This is a genomic window from Priestia sp. SRI_019 (assembly GCF_057586255.1).
In genome coordinates this window covers 237,516-254,020 of record NZ_JBYCZN010000001.1, presented here as the reverse complement: position 1 = coordinate 254,020, position 16,505 = coordinate 237,516, and the positions used below count along the sequence as shown (strand labels likewise).

The following is a 16,505-nucleotide window of genomic DNA, read 5'->3' as shown; positions in this document are numbered from 1 at the left end:
ATGTGTCTTGACACCTATATTTACATATTATTAAATGAAAGACAAGAAGTTTTTTTATCGGAGGGAGAAAATGATTTATCTGGACTATGCGGCAACAACGCCAATGAGACAAGAAGCAATTGAAGTATATACTGAAGCGGCAACAAGCTATTATGGAAACTCCAGCAGTCTTCACACACTTGGAACACAAGCAGAAAATTTACTTACGCTATGCAGAAAAAAATTAAGCCTGTTAGTAAATTGTCGAGAGGATGATCTTTTTTTTACAAGCGGGGGAACAGAAGCTAATTACTTAGCTATTCGTTCTCTTTTAAAAGGAAAAAATGATGAAAGAAAACATATAGTGACAACGAAACTTGAACATTCTTCGGTGCTTCATACGTTGCAGCAGCTTGAAAAAGAAGGATTTTCCCTATCTTACGTACCTGTAGATCAAAACGGAGTTGTGTCTGTAGACGACTTAAAGAAGACGATTCGACCTGACACTGTGCTAGTAGCCATTCAGCACATCAATCATGAGCTGGGTACAATTCAGCCAGTTGAAGATATTGGCCATTTTTTATCTAAAAAAGAAATTCTCTTTCACTGTGATTGTGTTCAATCTTTTGGTAAGCTTCCTATTGATGTTAAAAAGCTGAAAGCTGATAGCATCTCAGTCTCTAGTCATAAAATTTACGGACCAAAAGGTGTAGGAATGGTATACATGAATTCAAGTTCTTCTTGGAAGCCTATTTATCATAAAGCAACTCATGAAAAAGGCTTTCGCCCTGGGACTGTAAATACAGCGGGCATTGCTGCCTTTACTGCAGCAGCTGAATACGCATATGCAGAAATGAAGACCGCTCAAAGCCATTATGAGCGCTTAAAATCGTACTTACTAGAAAACCTAGAGCCTCTTGCTCCTTTTATAGAAGTAGAAGGCCTTGGGAACTCTCATTTTCCTGGAATTATTGGACTGACGTTTTCAAACATACAGGGTCAATATGTTATGTTACAATGTAATCGTCACGGAATTGCTATCTCTACGGGAAGTGCCTGTCATGTAAATCAGCAGGAACCATTAGCTTCTCTACTTGCGATTGGCAAATCGACTGCGAATGCTAAGAATTTTGTCCGTATTTCATTCAGTCAACATTCAACGTTTAAGCATATTGATCGACTCATATCCGTTTTTCATTTATTACAGCAAGAATTTATGACAGTGTAAAAGGAGGGATTAAAGGTGCCAGGAACTCAAAGGAAAATTCTTGGAGAAGAAAGAAGAGAACTTATTCTACAATGGTTAAAAACAGAGAATAAACCAATGACAGGCAGTGAGCTTTCGAAACGAACGAACGTTAGCCGCCAAGTCATTGTACAAGATATTTCGCTGCTTAAAGCTAAAAATGAGCCCATTATCGCAACAAGCCAAGGATATATTTATATTCAAAATCCATCTCAAACTACCGTGCATCAGCGAATTATTGCCTGTCAGCATACGCCAGAAGATGCTGAAAAAGAGCTTCTTCTGCTTGTTGACCACGGCGTTCTCGTAAAAGATGTAACCGTTGAACACCCTGTGTATGGTGAATTAACGGCTTCCGTTATGATTCAAACCCGAAAAGAAGTAGAAACGTTCATAGAAAAAATTCAAGAAACAAACGCAACTTATTTATCTCAGCTAACAGATGGGATTCACCTTCATACGATTGAAGCAGATACAATTGAAAAACTGAATGCTGCCTGCTTAGCTCTTGAAGCGGAAGGTTATTTAGTTTCGAATGAATAAAAAGGTGCTATAACAAAAAAATCCCGCTTTAAAGCGGGATTTCTGTTTCAAGTAGTGTATGGGGATAGCTTCCTAAAAGCTCTACGCTACAGCCTAGTGCCTCAAGTTCAGCCATAGCCCCAGGGATTAATACTTCATCCATTTTTTGTTCAATATCAATGATAAAGAAATAGTTTCCAAGCCCTGTTTTCATAGGACGGGATTCAATTTTAGACAGATTTAGCTTGCGCCAGGAGAAGGCTGAAAGCACTTGATGAAGCGCTCCTGCCTGATCAGATGGAAGTGTAATCATTAACGTTGTCTTACACCCGTTTCCAGCTAAAAATGGCACCTCTTGCGCTCCATCTTTATGCAAAATAACAAATCTTGTTGTATTATGATCATAATCATGAATGTTCGGGCAGGCAATATGTAATCCATATTCATGGGCTGCTAACCCATTCGCAATAGCTCCAATATTAAGCTCAGGGTGTTCGCTTACATACTTCGCAGCAAACGCCGTTGATGTCATCTCTTCTACTGCAGTTGACGTACATTCTCCGTGTAAAAATTTATGACACTGCGCAATTGCATGAGGATGAGAATAAATCGTTTCAATGTTTTTCCACTGTTCTGCACGAGATGGATGAACCATTAAATGCTGACGAATCGGAAGCACAATTTCCCCAACAATCGGCAGACGACGTTCATGAATAAGATAATCAAGTGTTAAATTTACAGATCCTTCAAGTGCATTTTCTAACGGTACAATTCCATACTCAATTTCTCCGTTATCCACTGCATCAATGCATGCTGGAATTGTTTTGTATGGAATATGGTCGTGCTGCTTAAATACGCCTTGGACGGCTACATGTGTAAATGTTGCCTTTGGTCCTAAATATCCTACTTTCCCCACAATCATGCCTCTCCTTATCTATATCTGTTTGCCATTATGCCCCTGAACCAAGCACGTCCACTTTATCTACAAACTCTAAGCTTTTCAGTCTTCGCAGCATTTCATTTAATTCAACATTCATGCTTGCTGTATCTAATGAAAGAGTTACGTTGGCACGCCCTTGTAAAGGGATGGTTTGGTGAATCGTTAACACATTGCATCCCGATGATGCAACGGTGCTCAATAAATGTGATAAAGTTCCTGATCGATCTTCAATATGAAAAAATAGTGAAATAATTCGCTGTTTGACAACCGTCTGAAACGGAAAGACCGTGTCGCGGTACTTATAAAAAGCACTGCGACTCAAGTCTACGGCTTGTACAGCATCTGCTACCGATTCAGCTTTTCCCCGTTCAATTAACAGCTTCGCATCCAATGTTTTTTTCATCGCTTCTGGTAATACATCTTCGCGAACTAAATAAAACTGCTTATCGCTCTTATGCAAGTAAAGCCCCTCCCCTTATCCTATGAACAACAATTAGTCAATAAATTCAAATTCATATTCAAACAGCTTTACAATATCGCCATCTTTTGCTCCTCGTTCACGAAGGGCTTCATCGACGCCCATGCCTCGAAGCTGACGCGCAAATCGACGAACGGATTCTTCACGTGAGAAGTCAGTCATCTTGAATAATTTTTCGATTTTTTCACCGCTTAATACGTATGAGCCATCGCTATCACGCGTAATAACAAATTCCACTTCTTTCTTTTCATGCTTGTACAATACGCGGTGCATAGATAGATCTTCCTCTTCTTGCATTGGGAATTCCGGCGTAGTTTCTACAAGATCAGCTACTGTAAATAACAGTTCGCGGATTCCATTACGCGTTGCTGCAGAAATTGGAAAGACTTTCACTTCGTCTCCTACTTTTTCTTTGAATGCAGCTAGATTCTCTTCGGCTTGCGGGATATCCATTTTATTTGCTACCACTACTTGCGGACGTTCGGTTAAACGCATATTATATTGACGCAGCTCTTCATTAATGGTTAAGTAATCTTCATATGGATCACGGCCTTCTAAACCTGACATATCGATTACATGGACAATAACGCGGGTACGTTCAATGTGACGTAAAAACTGATGACCTAATCCTACACCTTCATGTGCACCTTCGATTAGCCCTGGTAAATCTGCCATCACAAAACTGCGATTATCTTCTGTTTCAACTACTCCTAAATTCGGATTAATTGTTGTAAAATGATATTCAGCAATTTTTGGCTTTGCAGCAGACGTTACGGATAATAACGTTGACTTTCCAACACTTGGAAAACCAACTAATCCTACATCGGCCAATACTTTTAATTCAAGAATTACATTTCTCTCTTTACCTGGCTCTCCATTTTCTGAAAGCTCCGGTGCTGGATTTGCAGGTGTAGCAAAACGCGTATTCCCACGCCCTCCGCGTCCACCTTTAGCAATCACTGCGCGCTGGCCGTGCTCAACTAAATCAGCGATCGTTTCGTTCGTATCTTCATCTAACACAACCGTACCTGGTGGAACTTTTACAACCATCGGCTCAGCGTTACGTCCGTGCTGTCCTTTTGACATTCCATGTTCACCGCGGCTTGCTTTAAAGTGACGCTTATAGCGGAAATCCATCAGCGTACGCAATCCTTCTTCTACTTCAAAGATGACATCTGCACCGTGACCACCGTCACCACCTGCAGGACCTCCTTTTGGTACGTACTTTTCGCGACGAAAGGCAACCATTCCATTTCCCCCGTCGCCACCTTTTACATATACCTTGACCTGATCTACAAACATTTCTTTTTCACTCCGTTCTATATCTTAGCTCCTGCAATAGCAAAAGCGCTGTTAACTTATTGTTAGCATAAGGCTAAATTCATCTTCAGACATATGCTGTTCAACCAATGCAACTCCTTGAGCGCACTCATAACATTGTAGCTTGTTTTGTAGCTTCTGTATATCTGTTAGTATTCCACTAAAGTCAAAAAAGAAACGAATTCCCTGTTCTTCAATGCATACTGAAATACTCAAATAGTTTTCTGCATGATAATCAACATATTTTTCGAGTGCTTCTGTCAAATAGCAACACCAGTTGTATACGAACTCATCGTATTGTGATAAATCCTTCAATTCTCCGAGCACTTCCACATCTAAGCGAACAGCATGGTTATTCCAATGATAGGTCATAACAAAGCCCGCAAACAGTCGCATATTGATGTTTGTTAACTTGGATTCATTTACAATTTCTTCAATGATTTCATTCGCTCGATCAAGCCGATTCAACGCTAGATTGCCTTTGATTAATTGCAGCTTATTTAACCAATCATGCCGCGCGTATCTTAATACCTCTACGACATCCCATTCTTTTTCCATCTTAGCACTCCTAACTTTGACTCGAGCATAAGTATTTCACAACGCTGACAAACATCTCGTATCAATCTTCTTAGATATGTTCGATTATAACAAATTCCAATGGGTAATAGGTGAAATATTCTACAAAAAGAAAACTCTAACCTACTTGGGTTAGAGTTTTCTTTTTGTATCTTATGCTTCTTGAGCAACAGGGTATACAGATACTTTTTTACGGTCACGACCGAAACGTTCAAATTTAACGATACCGTCGATTTGAGCGAATAAAGTATCATCTCCACCACGACCTACGTTTGCACCTGGGTAAATTTTAGTACCGCGTTGACGGTATAAAATTGAACCACCAGATACGAATTGGCCATCAGCACGTTTAGCACCAAGACGTTTCGAGATTGAATCACGACCGTTTTTAGTACTACCTACTCCTTTTTTAGAAGCGAAGAATTGAAGGTCTAATCTTACTAACATGACATCCACCTCCTGTTTAGTTGTCGTTAATTTTTATATAATTACTGTAATCTAATTCGATCGTTTTCAGTGAAACAACCATACCTTCTAATAGCAATTGAATCTGTTCCAATGTGAAGGAATCCACATCTTTTGGAATCTCACAACGGAGATACCCACCATCTCCACCTTGCTCTAAGTGCGGTTCAACCCCACTTATTGAAAAGATAGCATTAATTGTTCCAAATGAAACTGCAGATGCTCCCGCACAAACAAGATCTTTTCCGTGTTCGGAAAAGTCAGCATGTCCACTCATCGTGAACCCGTCAACTTTCTTATTTGCATCACGAGAAATCGTCACCTTAATCATTTGTTATAATTACGCGTTGATAGCGTCGATTACAACTTTTGTGTAAGGTTGACGGTGACCTTGCTTACGACGATAGTTTTTCTTTGCTTTGTATTTAAATACAGTGATCTTTTTAGCGCGACCTTGTTTTTCAACTTTAGCCGTAACTGTTGCACCTTCTACGAAAGGAACACCAACTTTCACGCTGTCGCCACCTACAAATAATACTTTGTCAAAAGTAACTGTTTCGCCTTGTTCACCAGCAAGTTTTTCAACGTAGATTGCTTGACCAGCCTCTACTTTAATTTGCTTACCACCAGTTTCAATAATTGCGTACATTCTCTGCACCTCCTCTAAAAACTAAGACTCGCCATCACAGGTGTTCAAGTGAACTTAAAACCTGTTCTGAGCGGTTGTAGCACAGGTGCTACAAACCAACATATTAAATCTTACTACAAATCAAAGGTTAGTGTCAATTGGAATTCATGTTTTCTTCTAAAATTTTATATAGAAGCAGAGACCCTTTTTTGGATCTGCTCATTCGACCCCAATTGACGCAAAACAAATGTGTTTGTATAATCATCGCTTGGCGTAAGATATACGGTTTTTTTTACCATTTTCTCTAAAGCGTTGAGAAATCCTTGTGCCTTCATTTCATTTATAACATCACTTCGCGTCTCAATCCAAATAGCCTCTTCTTCCGCGCCGCGATGTTCCCAAATTACACGTTCAATTTGAAAAGCAGCCGTTTTGGAATCAATCATTTTACCGGTTCCTTCACATACTTCACAAGGCATAGTTAATGTCGATCCAATACTATTGCGCACTTTCTTCCGCGTTAATTGCAATATGCCGAGCTCTGTAAAGCCAACTACATTCGTCCGCACTTCATCTTGTTCACATAGCTTTTTCATGTACCTTTCTACTTCTGTCCGATCTTCTTTATGAGGCATATTTATAAAATCAATTAAGATCATGCCGCCTAAGTGACGTAATTGCATCTGTTTGGACAGTTCATAGGCAGCTTCCATATTTGTTTGAAGCATCGTCTTTCGAATATTATCTTTTCCTGAAAACTTCCCCGTGTTCACGTCCACGACCGTCATCGCTTCCGTTTCGTCAATAACGATATAGCCTCCGCTTTTGAGCCACACGATTCGCTTTAAAAGCTTCTCTATTTGCCGTTCTACATCGTAAAAAGAGAAAATATTTTCATTCCCTTTATAGTACTCTATTGACGAGTTAGGGTAGGTAGTTTGAAGATGCTGATATAGGTCGAAGTCATCTACTACTATCCCATCAACTCCTTGTTGAAGTGCAGCTTGCACTCTTGTTTCGAGAAAATCTTGTCCTTTGCTGACTAGGGCAGGAGCTTTCATCCCCTGTGTCTGTCGTTCAAGGCGCTCATATTTTTTCTGTAGCTCTTTTATTTTATGTTGGACCGCAGCTTCTGATTTTTCTGCAATCGCTGTTCGAAATAAAAAGCCTTCCATCCCTTGTTTTAACCGCTCACCAAGCTGTTTCCACTGTTGTCGTTTTGGCTCAGCTATTTTTTTGGATACAGCGACATAGTTTCCGTGCGGTAAATATACAAGCTCATCAGAAGAAAATTCAATGATACCCGTCAGCTTCGGCCCTTTTGTCCCAATGCCTTCTTTTACAACTTGAACCAATACTTTTTCTCCTTCACGAATAAAAGCAGACATCGGCTGCTGATCTTTGTGAGGATTCTCTGACTGCTGATAGGATACAAGTTCATTTCGATGAATAAATCCGTTCATTGATAAACCGATATCGATAAAGGCTGCTTGCATATTAGGCAGTACTTTTACTACTTTACCCCAATATATATCACCAATAATTTGATTCTCGCTTTGTTCTTGTAAATAGATTTTTTCTAGTGCTTTATCGTTTATCACGGCTATACGTTTTGAAGAAGTAGCCGCGTTAATAATACATGCCTTCACATACATTGCCTCACTTTAATCTAAATTCATAGGAAAAAGTTCGGTCAGTGCAACCGAACTTTTTTCATTCTATTCTATGTTACTAGAAATCAGTAAACTGTTACAAGTTCGTCTAGTTGGCTATTTGTTCTTTTTTCTACAAAGTAAGCGTGTAAAAGTTCATTTTCATCAATTTGTACATGCTCGCCTGTTTGAGATGTAGCAATAATCATATGCTTACAACCTCTTTGGAATTTTTGCAGAACTTGATGGAGCGTCTCACTGGTTGATACACTTAGTGTTTTTAAAGCTCCAATTGGATGCTCTTTGCCATGATATCTCTCCAACAAAAAGCGCATGTAGACAAATTGTCTGCTCTTCCATTCCAAATATCCAGATATAATTAAAAATGAAATAACAATCCATAAGTGCAGCTGAAAAGGATGCATAATAACGGCGTAAATAATACCGACAGCTAAAAAAAACGTTGATAACCGGAGCGCAAGCTTATGCGCTTCTAAAAATGGTAAAGACCGACTGCAAATTAAAAAAAGCAGCTTCCCTCCGTCCAATGGCCAAATGGGCAAAAGATTAAACAGTAAAATCACCGTGCATTGAAACATAAATTGCTCATACGTTTCCAAAGACAACACATTTATTTTCATTAATAAGAAAGCAGCTCCAAACATCCAGAGATGCTGAAGAGGTCCACTTATTGTCACAATAAACTCTTCTCGAAATGGACGATTCCCATGTTCATCTACTTCTGCTACTCCCCCAAAAGGTAAGAGCATAATTCTGCGAATCCGCCAAGAAAAACACTGAGCCGCTACGGCGTGGCCCAGTTCATGAATAATTACAATAATAAATAACAAAAAAAGCTGCTTTACCGTAGCCGTTAAGATACCAATTACGAAAATCCCCCAAAACAATGGATGAATGTGAATTTTCATCAATAACGAAAAAGCACTATTCAAATTGAATCACCTGACTAGGATCCACAAACTTATCACCTTTTTTAATAGCAAAATAGAATGTTCCAGCATCGCCTTTTTTACTGTTTTCCACAATTCCTACTTCTTTGCCTTTATTCACGAAATCATACATACTAACATTGATTTTTTTGAGCTGTCCATACCAAGTTTCGGTTCCATCCGCATGTTGAATAATAACCGTATTCCCAGTATCATCACGTTTTCCTACATACCTTACAATACCTTCACTCATTGCTTCTACAACAGAATCCACTCCTGTTTGAACCGTCACACCTTGCTTACTTTGAGCAAATGTTTCCGTTACTTTCCCTGAAGCTGGAGTAGCATATTCTCCGCTTACACTTTGCTCCGTTTTGCTAGACTCTTTATTCGGCAGTAGCGTTAACGGCTTTCCAAACTTATCTTCGTACCAGGAGGAAACAGCTGCAAACTGAAATTCTTTATCCATTGTTTGTTGAACCACCACTCTGGCCTGTTCAAAAGTAGGAGAAGCGTTCTTGAACATAATCCCTACAATTAACACTAAGCAGGCTGAAGCTAAAATTTTAAATAAAAAGCGTTCTTTTCGAAATAACGGGTGATATTCCTTTGCTGATGGTGTGTATTCAACCGTAGAATAATCCATCGATCCATACTTTTCTTCTTCACTCATTAAGGACGTATGAAGAGGTTCTTGAGGAAGACGCTTCGTTGTATTTAATTGTTTTCGCTTACGCTCAGCAATTCGTTTACGGATTTCATCAGCACGTCGATTCATGATTCATCATTCTCCTTGTTCTTATCGTATAATCAACTATATGACTTGTCCGTGGAGCTTATGACAGCTTGACTCTACAAAATCAAACAAATAAAAAAAGCTTCCTCTATCGGAAGCTTTTTAAGAACGAACGCCAAAGAATCGTTTAATACGTGCAAACATTCCCTTATCTTCTTCATCTAACGATTGAAGAGGAACCGTTTCACCTAGAATACGTCTTGCAATATTGCGATATGCAATTGATGCTTTGCTTGATGGATCCATGACAATTGGTTCACCGTTGTTAGAAGCACGAATAACATTTTCATCGTCAGCAACGATTCCAATTAAATCAACAGCCAGAAGCTGAGAAATTTCTTCCACGTCCAGCATGTCTCCATTTTTCATCATATGACTACGGATTCGGTTAATAACCAGTTTTGGAGACTCGATATCCTCTTGCTCCAATAATCCAATAATACGGTCAGCATCACGAACAGCTGAAACTTCCGGTGTTGTCACAACGAGTGCCTTATCAGCGCCAGCTACGGCGTTCTTATAGCCTTGTTCAATACCAGCTGGGCAATCAATAACCACATAGTCATAGTCTTGCTTTAACTGAAGAACTAACTCTCGCATTTGTTCTGGTTGAACAGCTGTTTTGTCACTCGTTTGAGCAGCAGGAAGTAAGTACAAACATTCAAAACGCTTGTCCTTAATCAAGGCTTTTTGCGGTTGGCATCGACCTTCTACCACGTCTACAAGATCATAAATAATACGATTTTCAAGCCCCATTACAACATCCAAGTTGCGTAAGCCGATATCAGTGTCTACTAGACACACGCGCTTTCCAGCTAATGCTAGAGCAGTACCTAAATTGGCTGATGTCGTTGTTTTTCCAACTCCACCTTTACCAGACGTAACAACAATAGCCTCTCCCACTGTCAAATTCTCCTTTCTACCCTGGTCAAATTCGGTCTTAGATGCGGTAAAGTTTGCACGCGATCTATCACCATTTGATCATTATCATCTAAGTATGCACATTCCATTATATTCTCTTCCTTCTCACTGCGCTCTTCTTCTGATCGGGTAATGATATCAGCAATGCGCAGCTGTGAAGGTTTCATTAACGATGCAGCAATAACGGCGTTTTTATTGCCGCGATATCCTGCATGAGCAATCCCTTTTAAAGCACCTAATACAAATAAATTTCCTCCAGCTACAACGGTTCCTCCGGGATTTACGTCTCCGACTAGAAGCAAATCGCCTTCTACATGGAGAACCTGTCCTGAACGAACTACCTTTGTAACAGATACTAATTCACTTTCTTCTCTTACGCGGACTGCATCTTGCTTTAAAATAACGTTACTATCAATTTGTTTAACTACTAAATACTGATTTTCTTCTATGAGCGCCTTCAATTCGGTTTCCTGCTCTGTAGTTAAATAACGATTTCCGATTTTGACATACACTGTGACGATTTGATCGGCATCGCCATGCTTATTTGTCAAAAGCTTCGTCTTAAGTTCCGTCAAAAGCTCTGCAAATGAACATGTATCATTGAGATGCAACGTTAATCCATCTTTTGTTCCTTTAATTGTCACATTTTGTTGCTTTTGTTTATTCAAGACGCTCACCTCAACGAATATATAATTTCGACAGAGACTTACTCAATTCCTTTTTTTCGTTTCTTCAATCAGCATTTTTATCCTATCATGAACGAGAAGCGTAATGTATGTTCCGATCAGCGTTCATCGATAAATTTAGCAAAATATTGAAAACATCTTTGAAGCGGAAATGCAAAAATGAGTGCAAATATGGCATTTAAAATGATGGTTGCGTAAAATCGCTCTTGCAAGAAGCGACCAATGGTCATATCGGATATATTAATAATGCTATTAATTCCATATACATAAAACTCAATAATGGCTACAGCTAATAGCGACATGCAGATTACGATAAGCGTATTTTGCTGAAAAATCTTCATTAGTTTTGATACGATATAGCATACGGCCGGCAATCCAAGCGCGTATACTCCTAAGACATCCGTAAAGGCAATATCATACATGAATCCAAGGATTACCCCATATAGCATCGCTTGCTTTGGATGATAATACACTGACATAAAAGCCAGTACCACTACAACAAAGTGAGGCGATAGAATCCAGTCTCGCCATGGTGATGCCATGGCGACAAAATTAACAAAGATACTTTCAAACATAAAAACGACAAGCACGAGAATAGGAAGGACAAACCGTTTCATCAGTTAGCCTCCTCCGCCCCTAAATCGTCTTCAGCAGCGGGCGCACTTCTTTTAGCTACAACTACGTTATCTAAGTCATACAAGTCAGCAGCAGGTTTGATATAAGCTTTTTTCGTTAATCCGTATTCATCAGGCTCAATTTTTGTGATAACGCCAATTGGAAGATTGCTAGGGAAAATGCCGTCTTCTTGTCCTAAACCGGACGTTACTACTTTTTGCTTTTCTTTAATATCAGCATCAAATGGAATACGACGCATAACAAGCGCCTGTTCTTTATCATCATAGCCTTCAATTAAACCAAACACTTCTTTTTTAGCCTGTATTTTAGCAGATACACGGTTTGTACGATCTGATGAACTAATTAACTGCACAGTAGATGTGAACTTAGATGCATGCTTCACTTTACCAATCAGCCCTTCAGGAGTCATAACAGCCATATTTTCCTGCACATTATGAACCGTCCCTTTATCAATGGCAATTACCTCATGCCAACGGTCTGGATTACGAGCAATAACTGTTGCTTCGATTGGGTTGTATTGACTTAAATCCGTTTTTTTGTCGAGCTGTGCTCTTAATTTTTTATTTTCTTGCTGCAAAGCGTTGGCTTTCGTTTCTAATTGCATGCGTTCGTCTAAACGGGCTTTTAATACCTCGTTTTCTTCGTATGTACGCTTTAAGTCACCTACATTCTGAAAGAAACCCGCTACAAATTGTGCGGGTTCATTAAAGGTAGCCTGAACAAGACCAACCGTATCTTTGACAAACTGTTCAGGCCACGTTACATTTTTACGACCATTTAACGAAAAACCAATCAATGCCACTAATACAATAATACTGACTAATAAAATAACTAAACGTTTATTTAAGAAAAATTGTGGCACGATCTACACCTCTTAATATTTAGCGATATGAATCGCTTGTACGATTTTTAAATAAATCAATGTGTTCTAACGCTTTACCAGTTCCAATTGCAACACAGTCAAGCGGATCTTCTGCGATGACAACCGGCATATTTGTTTCTTCACTAATAACTTTATCTAAATTACGTAGCAATGCGCCACCGCCTGTTAATACAATACCGCGATCCATAATATCTGCCGCAAGTTCAGGTGGTGTTTTTTCTAATGTACTTTTTACTGAATCTACAATAGAAGCCACTGTGTCTTTTAGCGCTTCTGCAATTTCTTCTGCTGAAATTTCGATTGTTTTCGGTAGACCTGTTAGTAAGTCACGTCCGCGAATTTCCATGTTTTCAATACCTTCTGGAATTCCGGCAGAACCGACTTCTACTTTTAATGCTTCTGACGTACGCTCACCGATCATTAAATTGTAATTCTTGCGAATATATTGAATAATCGCTTCATCCATCTCGTCCCCAGCGATACGGATTGACTGACACGTTACGATTCCTCCTAAAGAAATAATCGCAACTTCTGTTGTTCCTCCGCCAATATCTACTACCATACTTCCCGTTGGCTCCCAAACCGGTAGATTGGCGCCGATTGCTGCAGCAAACGGTTCTTCAATTGTATACGCATCACGCGCGCCAGCCTGACGAGTCGCATCAATAACGGCACGTTTCTCAACAGCTGTAATGCCAGAAGGTACACAAACCATTACATACGGCTTACCCGCAAACAAACTTTTTGTTTTTTGAGCTTGATTGATGTAATATTTCATCATCGTCGCAGTTGTTTCGTAATCTGCAATAACTCCATCTTTCATTGGACGAAGGGCTACTACGTTCCCAGGTGTACGACCAATCATATTTTTTGCATCGTTACCTACCGCAACGATTTGTTTTGTATCAGTTTGCAAAGCCACAACAGACGGCTCACGCACAACAATTCCTTTTCCTTTTACATAAACGAGCGTATTTGCAGTACCCAAATCTATTCCAAGGTCTCTAGTACCGATTCCAAACATGTGTCTCTTCCTTTCTCTTACCAAAATGCAAAGGTAAAAATTCCATAATTCAATTTCTTCATTTCATAAGTAACATTTTTTATTTTCTATACTTTTTTCATAGATGTCAACGCCAAATATTGTATGATAAAAAGTCATACTTTGTCTATTAATAACGAATGATTGTAAAGAACTTGTCATTTAAAATCATGACTACTATTATAACCCAAGGATTTTAAAAAGCATAGCCTTACATGTATCCTTTTTCTTTTAAACTAATATATTTTCGATCTCCGATAATTAAATGATCTAACAATTCAATTCCTATGATAAATCCGCACTCTTTTAAGCGCTTCGTTACCTCTATATCTTCTCTGCTGGGGGTAGGGTCGCCGGAGGGATGATTATGAATACAAATAAGAGATGCAGCTGAACGGCGAAAGGCTTCTTTAAATACTTCCCTTGGATGGACAATAGATGAATTGAGACTTCCGATAAAAATGGTTTGCTTGTGGAGAACTTGATTTTTCGTGTTGAGGTATAAACAGACGAAATGCTCTTGAGACAGCACGCGCATTTCTTCCATCACATAATTAGCTCCGTCTTCAGGACCATGAATGGTATATCGCTGACTAGATTTCCGCTGTACAATCCTCTTACCTATTTCAATAGCCGCTATAATTTGAATCGCTTTTGCAGGTCCAATACCTTTAATATTCATCATTTCATCAAGCGATGCATGCTGCAAAAGTTGAAGACCTTCAAAATGCGTTAATATGCGATTGGAGAGCTGAAGAACAGATTCATCTTTGGTTCCAGTGCGCAGTAAAATAGCAATAAGCTCGTGGTTAGAAAGACTAGAAGCACCCATTGACACAAGGCGCTCTCGAGGTCTTTCATCTTGAGGAAAATCTTTAATTAACAATGATTGATCCAATTTCGCCACTCCTTTTTAGTAGACGAAACCGTATTGTTTTAGCTCACGTATTGTTCGGGAGAGCGGCAAGCCCACCACGGAGAAATAGTCTCCTTCGATTCTTTTAACTAGCGCAGCACCGAGACCTTGAATTCCATAAGAACCAGCCTTATCCATAGGCTCTCCTGACTCTACGTACTGTACGATTTCATCTTGTTCAATCGGCCAAAACTCTACATCTGTTTGTTCATAGAACGTATGAACTTTTGCATTTGATACGAACGCTACTCCAGTTAATACCTGGTGTTTTTGACCTGACAGCATCGTAAGTGTTTCAATCGCTTCTTGTTTCGTTTTTGGCTTTCCTAAAATACGATTGCCATATACCACAACTGTATCGGCACCTAGGACCATATCCTCTTTATGATGCGAAGCGACGTCCACTGCTTTTTGCCTAGCTAAATCCATTACTACCTCGGACGGAGTGTATGATGGATTGACGATTTCTTCAATTGTACTAACGTGAACGGTAAAGGGAATGTGAAGCTGCTGAAGTAATTCTTTTCGACGAGGAGAGCCTGAGGCTAAAATTAATGTTTGTTTCATACATCTCACCTTTGCATTTTGATTTAAAAAAGAAGGACACACCGTTATTTTAGCAATTTCATCTCCAAATGACAATAAACAAGTGAGGCAGCATTACACTACCTCACTCGTTAAGACGTTACAAGGCTTTCATACTGCTGAAGAGCTTTTAACACGTATCGCTGAGCAAGCCAAGCATCTTTACTGCTTTTATTGTCTTCATATGAAGAAAGAGAAGCCGCAGCTTTTTGAAGGGTGCTCACCATGGTTTTAATGTCTTCATTTGACGCTTCTTTCTGAACTTTTGTCAGCTCTTTTTTCAGAGATTTGATATCCGCTACCCGCTCTCCTTCAATCGCTTTAACAGATTGATCTAAAAGATTAGCCATAAACGGCTGCGCTGTTGTTATAACCGTTTGATCTTTTTCCCCTAATTCGCTAGTGGGCTTAATTTCATAAGACTTTACATATACATCTTTACCTTGTTGTTTATACGTTTTACTAAGCGCCTCCGCTTTTTCTTCTCCAGTGGCAGCACCAACGACCAGAGAATAGGTTTTAGGTGAAAAGATCTCGCCTGCTTGGTTCTCTTCTTTCCATTTATCCATTGCTTTGTTCGCAGCAGCTTTTGATGAAAAGGCACCTGCTTGTACAATGTAAAAGGAAAAAGGTTCTAAAGTAGAAGCAGCAGCTGACGTCCCCTTCGATTCCTGTTCGCTTTTCTTTTCAGCTTTACCAACACTTTCATTGGTAGAGGCTGTTTGAGCAGCTTTTTCTTCTTTCGTTTGCTCACTTGTTTGTGCTTTGCTTACAGGCTGTTCACTTCCTGTCATCATTTTCACACCGACCATACCAATGCCGCTGCCTATTCCGACTGCTAGCAGTACAATCACAGCTGTTCGTTTGATCACACCGCCGTTTACCGTTTTAATCGAAACATTTTTAGGATGTAATCGCGGCTTTTTCTTTTTTTCATTTCTTACATCTTCAATAAACACCACTTTATTTTCTTCCACATGAGAATCTTTGGATGACGGTTCCGGAAGAACCCACGTAAATTCGTCTTTTTCTGGCGCTTGTTCTTCCTTGGATTGACCATTGATTTTAATTGAAATCTTTCGTTCCTGCTTGTCCACTGCCCCACCGCCTTTAGTTAACGTAGTCTTAGTACCGGTTGCAAGCTGAGGTAAACCGACATAAAACATACACTTTTTTCCATGCTATCATAGAAGAAAAAAAAAATAACAAGACATTTGTCGTCTTGTTACAAAAGGTTTTCGCTATTTAGTTACAGAAATTTTAAATTTGTCGAAGACTTGAAGC

At 39.4% G+C, this 16,505-nt stretch carries 20 protein-coding genes and 1 other annotated feature; of the genes, 2 read left to right on the top strand and 18 right to left on the bottom strand.

Going from position 1 to position 16,505, the window contains the following annotated elements; translation table 11 throughout:
- The first annotated feature begins 70 nt into the window (after positions 1-70).
- Positions 71-1,207: an IscS subfamily cysteine desulfurase gene (locus AC2YJL_RS01250; protein WP_195695861.1), complete on the top strand. Its 1,137-nt coding sequence runs from the start codon at positions 71-73 to the stop codon at positions 1,205-1,207.
- A 15-nt stretch (positions 1,208-1,222) separates the two neighbouring features.
- A complete protein-coding gene (locus AC2YJL_RS01245; protein ID WP_251568850.1) occupies positions 1,223-1,768 on the top strand; it encodes a transcription repressor NadR in 546 nt (181 codons plus the stop codon).
- A 28-nt stretch (positions 1,769-1,796) separates the two neighbouring features.
- Here AC2YJL_RS01245 and pheA read toward each other — a convergent pair whose 3' ends face one another.
- The 18 genes from pheA to AC2YJL_RS01155 all read right to left on the bottom strand — a co-directional run bounded on the left by pheA (position 1,797) and on the right by AC2YJL_RS01155 (position 16,387).
- A complete protein-coding gene (gene pheA / locus AC2YJL_RS01240; RefSeq protein ID WP_230933645.1) occupies positions 1,797-2,669 on the bottom strand; it encodes a prephenate dehydratase in 873 nt (290 codons plus the stop codon).
- Between the two features lie 28 nt (positions 2,670-2,697).
- The gene (locus AC2YJL_RS01235) at positions 2,698-3,147 is read right to left on the bottom strand and encodes an ACT domain-containing protein (protein ID WP_013059332.1); all 450 of its coding nucleotides are present in this window, start codon (positions 3,145-3,147) and stop codon (positions 2,698-2,700) included.
- Between the two features lie 33 nt (positions 3,148-3,180).
- A complete protein-coding gene (gene obgE / locus AC2YJL_RS01230; RefSeq protein ID WP_013085117.1) occupies positions 3,181-4,467 on the bottom strand; it encodes a GTPase ObgE in 1,287 nt (428 codons plus the stop codon).
- 51 nt (positions 4,468-4,518) lie between these two features.
- Positions 4,519-5,043, bottom strand: coding sequence for a Spo0B C-terminal domain-containing protein (locus tag AC2YJL_RS01225; protein WP_336072750.1), 525 nt, complete (start codon positions 5,041-5,043; stop codon positions 4,519-4,521).
- Positions 5,044-5,214: 171 nt separating this feature from the next.
- Positions 5,215-5,508: a 50S ribosomal protein L27 gene (rpmA, locus tag AC2YJL_RS01220; protein WP_013059335.1), complete on the bottom strand. Its 294-nt coding sequence runs from the start codon at positions 5,506-5,508 to the stop codon at positions 5,215-5,217.
- Positions 5,509-5,524: 16 nt separating this feature from the next.
- Positions 5,525-5,857, bottom strand: a complete 333-nt coding sequence (locus AC2YJL_RS01215) for a ribosomal-processing cysteine protease Prp (protein ID WP_013059336.1) — start codon at positions 5,855-5,857, stop codon at positions 5,525-5,527.
- Between the two features lie 9 nt (positions 5,858-5,866).
- Positions 5,867-6,175 carry a 50S ribosomal protein L21 gene (gene rplU / locus AC2YJL_RS01210; protein WP_013059337.1) on the bottom strand — a complete coding sequence of 103 codons (309 nt, stop codon included), beginning with the start codon at positions 6,173-6,175 and terminating at the stop codon, positions 5,867-5,869.
- 14 nt (positions 6,176-6,189) lie between these two features.
- Positions 6,190-6,261 (bottom strand) — a sequence feature (ribosomal protein L21 leader region).
- A gap of 78 nt (positions 6,262-6,339) precedes the next feature.
- Positions 6,340-7,809 carry an Rne/Rng family ribonuclease gene (locus AC2YJL_RS01205; RefSeq protein ID WP_251568851.1) on the bottom strand — a complete coding sequence of 490 codons (1,470 nt, stop codon included), beginning with the start codon at positions 7,807-7,809 and terminating at the stop codon, positions 6,340-6,342.
- Between the two features lie 83 nt (positions 7,810-7,892).
- Complete coding sequence (locus AC2YJL_RS01200) at positions 7,893-8,759, bottom strand: M50 family metallopeptidase (RefSeq protein ID WP_050688563.1); 867 nt, start codon at positions 8,757-8,759, stop codon at positions 7,893-7,895.
- Positions 8,752-9,534, bottom strand: coding sequence for a M23 family metallopeptidase (locus AC2YJL_RS01195; RefSeq protein WP_028410565.1), 783 nt, complete (start codon positions 9,532-9,534; stop codon positions 8,752-8,754). The genes AC2YJL_RS01200 and AC2YJL_RS01195 overlap by 8 nt, the downstream gene beginning before the upstream one ends.
- Before the next feature lie 120 nt (positions 9,535-9,654).
- Positions 9,655-10,455 carry a septum site-determining protein MinD gene (minD, locus tag AC2YJL_RS01190; RefSeq protein ID WP_013059341.1) on the bottom strand — a complete coding sequence of 267 codons (801 nt, stop codon included), beginning with the start codon at positions 10,453-10,455 and terminating at the stop codon, positions 9,655-9,657.
- Between the two features lie 2 nt (positions 10,456-10,457).
- On the bottom strand, positions 10,458-11,141 hold the full coding sequence (gene minC / locus AC2YJL_RS01185; RefSeq protein WP_013059342.1) for a septum site-determining protein MinC: 684 nt from the start codon (positions 11,139-11,141) through the stop codon (positions 10,458-10,460).
- Positions 11,142-11,257: 116 nt separating this feature from the next.
- Complete coding sequence (gene mreD, locus AC2YJL_RS01180; protein WP_013059343.1) at positions 11,258-11,776, bottom strand: rod shape-determining protein MreD; 519 nt, start codon at positions 11,774-11,776, stop codon at positions 11,258-11,260.
- The gene (gene mreC, locus AC2YJL_RS01175; protein WP_013059344.1) at positions 11,776-12,657 is read right to left on the bottom strand and encodes a rod shape-determining protein MreC; all 882 of its coding nucleotides are present in this window, start codon (positions 12,655-12,657) and stop codon (positions 11,776-11,778) included. Before mreC ends, mreD begins: the two co-directional genes overlap by 1 nt.
- Before the next feature lie 19 nt (positions 12,658-12,676).
- A complete protein-coding gene (locus AC2YJL_RS01170; RefSeq protein ID WP_013059345.1) occupies positions 12,677-13,702 on the bottom strand; it encodes a rod shape-determining protein in 1,026 nt (341 codons plus the stop codon).
- Between the two features lie 229 nt (positions 13,703-13,931).
- Positions 13,932-14,618, bottom strand: coding sequence for a RadC family protein (gene radC / locus AC2YJL_RS01165; protein WP_013059346.1), 687 nt, complete (start codon positions 14,616-14,618; stop codon positions 13,932-13,934).
- Between the two features lie 15 nt (positions 14,619-14,633).
- Positions 14,634-15,203, bottom strand: a complete 570-nt coding sequence (locus AC2YJL_RS01160; protein WP_251568852.1) for a Maf family protein — start codon at positions 15,201-15,203, stop codon at positions 14,634-14,636.
- Positions 15,204-15,313: 110 nt separating this feature from the next.
- Positions 15,314-16,387, bottom strand: coding sequence for an SPOR domain-containing protein (locus tag AC2YJL_RS01155; protein WP_230933648.1), 1,074 nt, complete (start codon positions 16,385-16,387; stop codon positions 15,314-15,316).
- Positions 16,388-16,505 lie beyond the last annotated feature (118 nt).

Coding starts and splice junctions, on each gene's coding strand:
- AC2YJL_RS01195 (WP_028410565.1), bottom strand. CDS start 9,534: ATGAATCGACGTGCTGATGAAATCCGTAAACGAATTGCTGAGCGTAAG.
- AC2YJL_RS01250 (WP_195695861.1), top strand. CDS start 71: ATGATTTATCTGGACTATGCGGCAACAACGCCAATGAGACAAGAAGCA.
- AC2YJL_RS01160 (WP_251568852.1), bottom strand. CDS start 15,203: ATGAAACAAACATTAATTTTAGCCTCAGGCTCTCCTCGTCGAAAAGAA.
- rplU (WP_013059337.1), bottom strand. CDS start 6,175: ATGTACGCAATTATTGAAACTGGTGGTAAGCAAATTAAAGTAGAGGCT.
- AC2YJL_RS01225 (WP_336072750.1), bottom strand. CDS start 5,043: ATGGAAAAAGAATGGGATGTCGTAGAGGTATTAAGATACGCGCGGCAT.
- obgE (WP_013085117.1), bottom strand. CDS start 4,467: ATGTTTGTAGATCAGGTCAAGGTATATGTAAAAGGTGGCGACGGGGGA.
- rpmA (WP_013059335.1), bottom strand. CDS start 5,508: ATGTTAGTAAGATTAGACCTTCAATTCTTCGCTTCTAAAAAAGGAGTA.
- AC2YJL_RS01215 (WP_013059336.1), bottom strand. CDS start 5,857: ATGATTAAGGTGACGATTTCTCGTGATGCAAATAAGAAAGTTGACGGG.
- AC2YJL_RS01155 (WP_230933648.1), bottom strand. CDS start 16,387: ATGTTTTATGTCGGTTTACCTCAGCTTGCAACCGGTACTAAGACTACG.
- mreD (WP_013059343.1), bottom strand. CDS start 11,776: ATGAAACGGTTTGTCCTTCCTATTCTCGTGCTTGTCGTTTTTATGTTT.
- AC2YJL_RS01170 (WP_013059345.1), bottom strand. CDS start 13,702: ATGTTTGGAATCGGTACTAGAGACCTTGGAATAGATTTGGGTACTGCA.
- pheA (WP_230933645.1), bottom strand. CDS start 2,669: ATGATTGTGGGGAAAGTAGGATATTTAGGACCAAAGGCAACATTTACA.
- AC2YJL_RS01205 (WP_251568851.1), bottom strand. CDS start 7,809: ATGTATGTGAAGGCATGTATTATTAACGCGGCTACTTCTTCAAAACGT.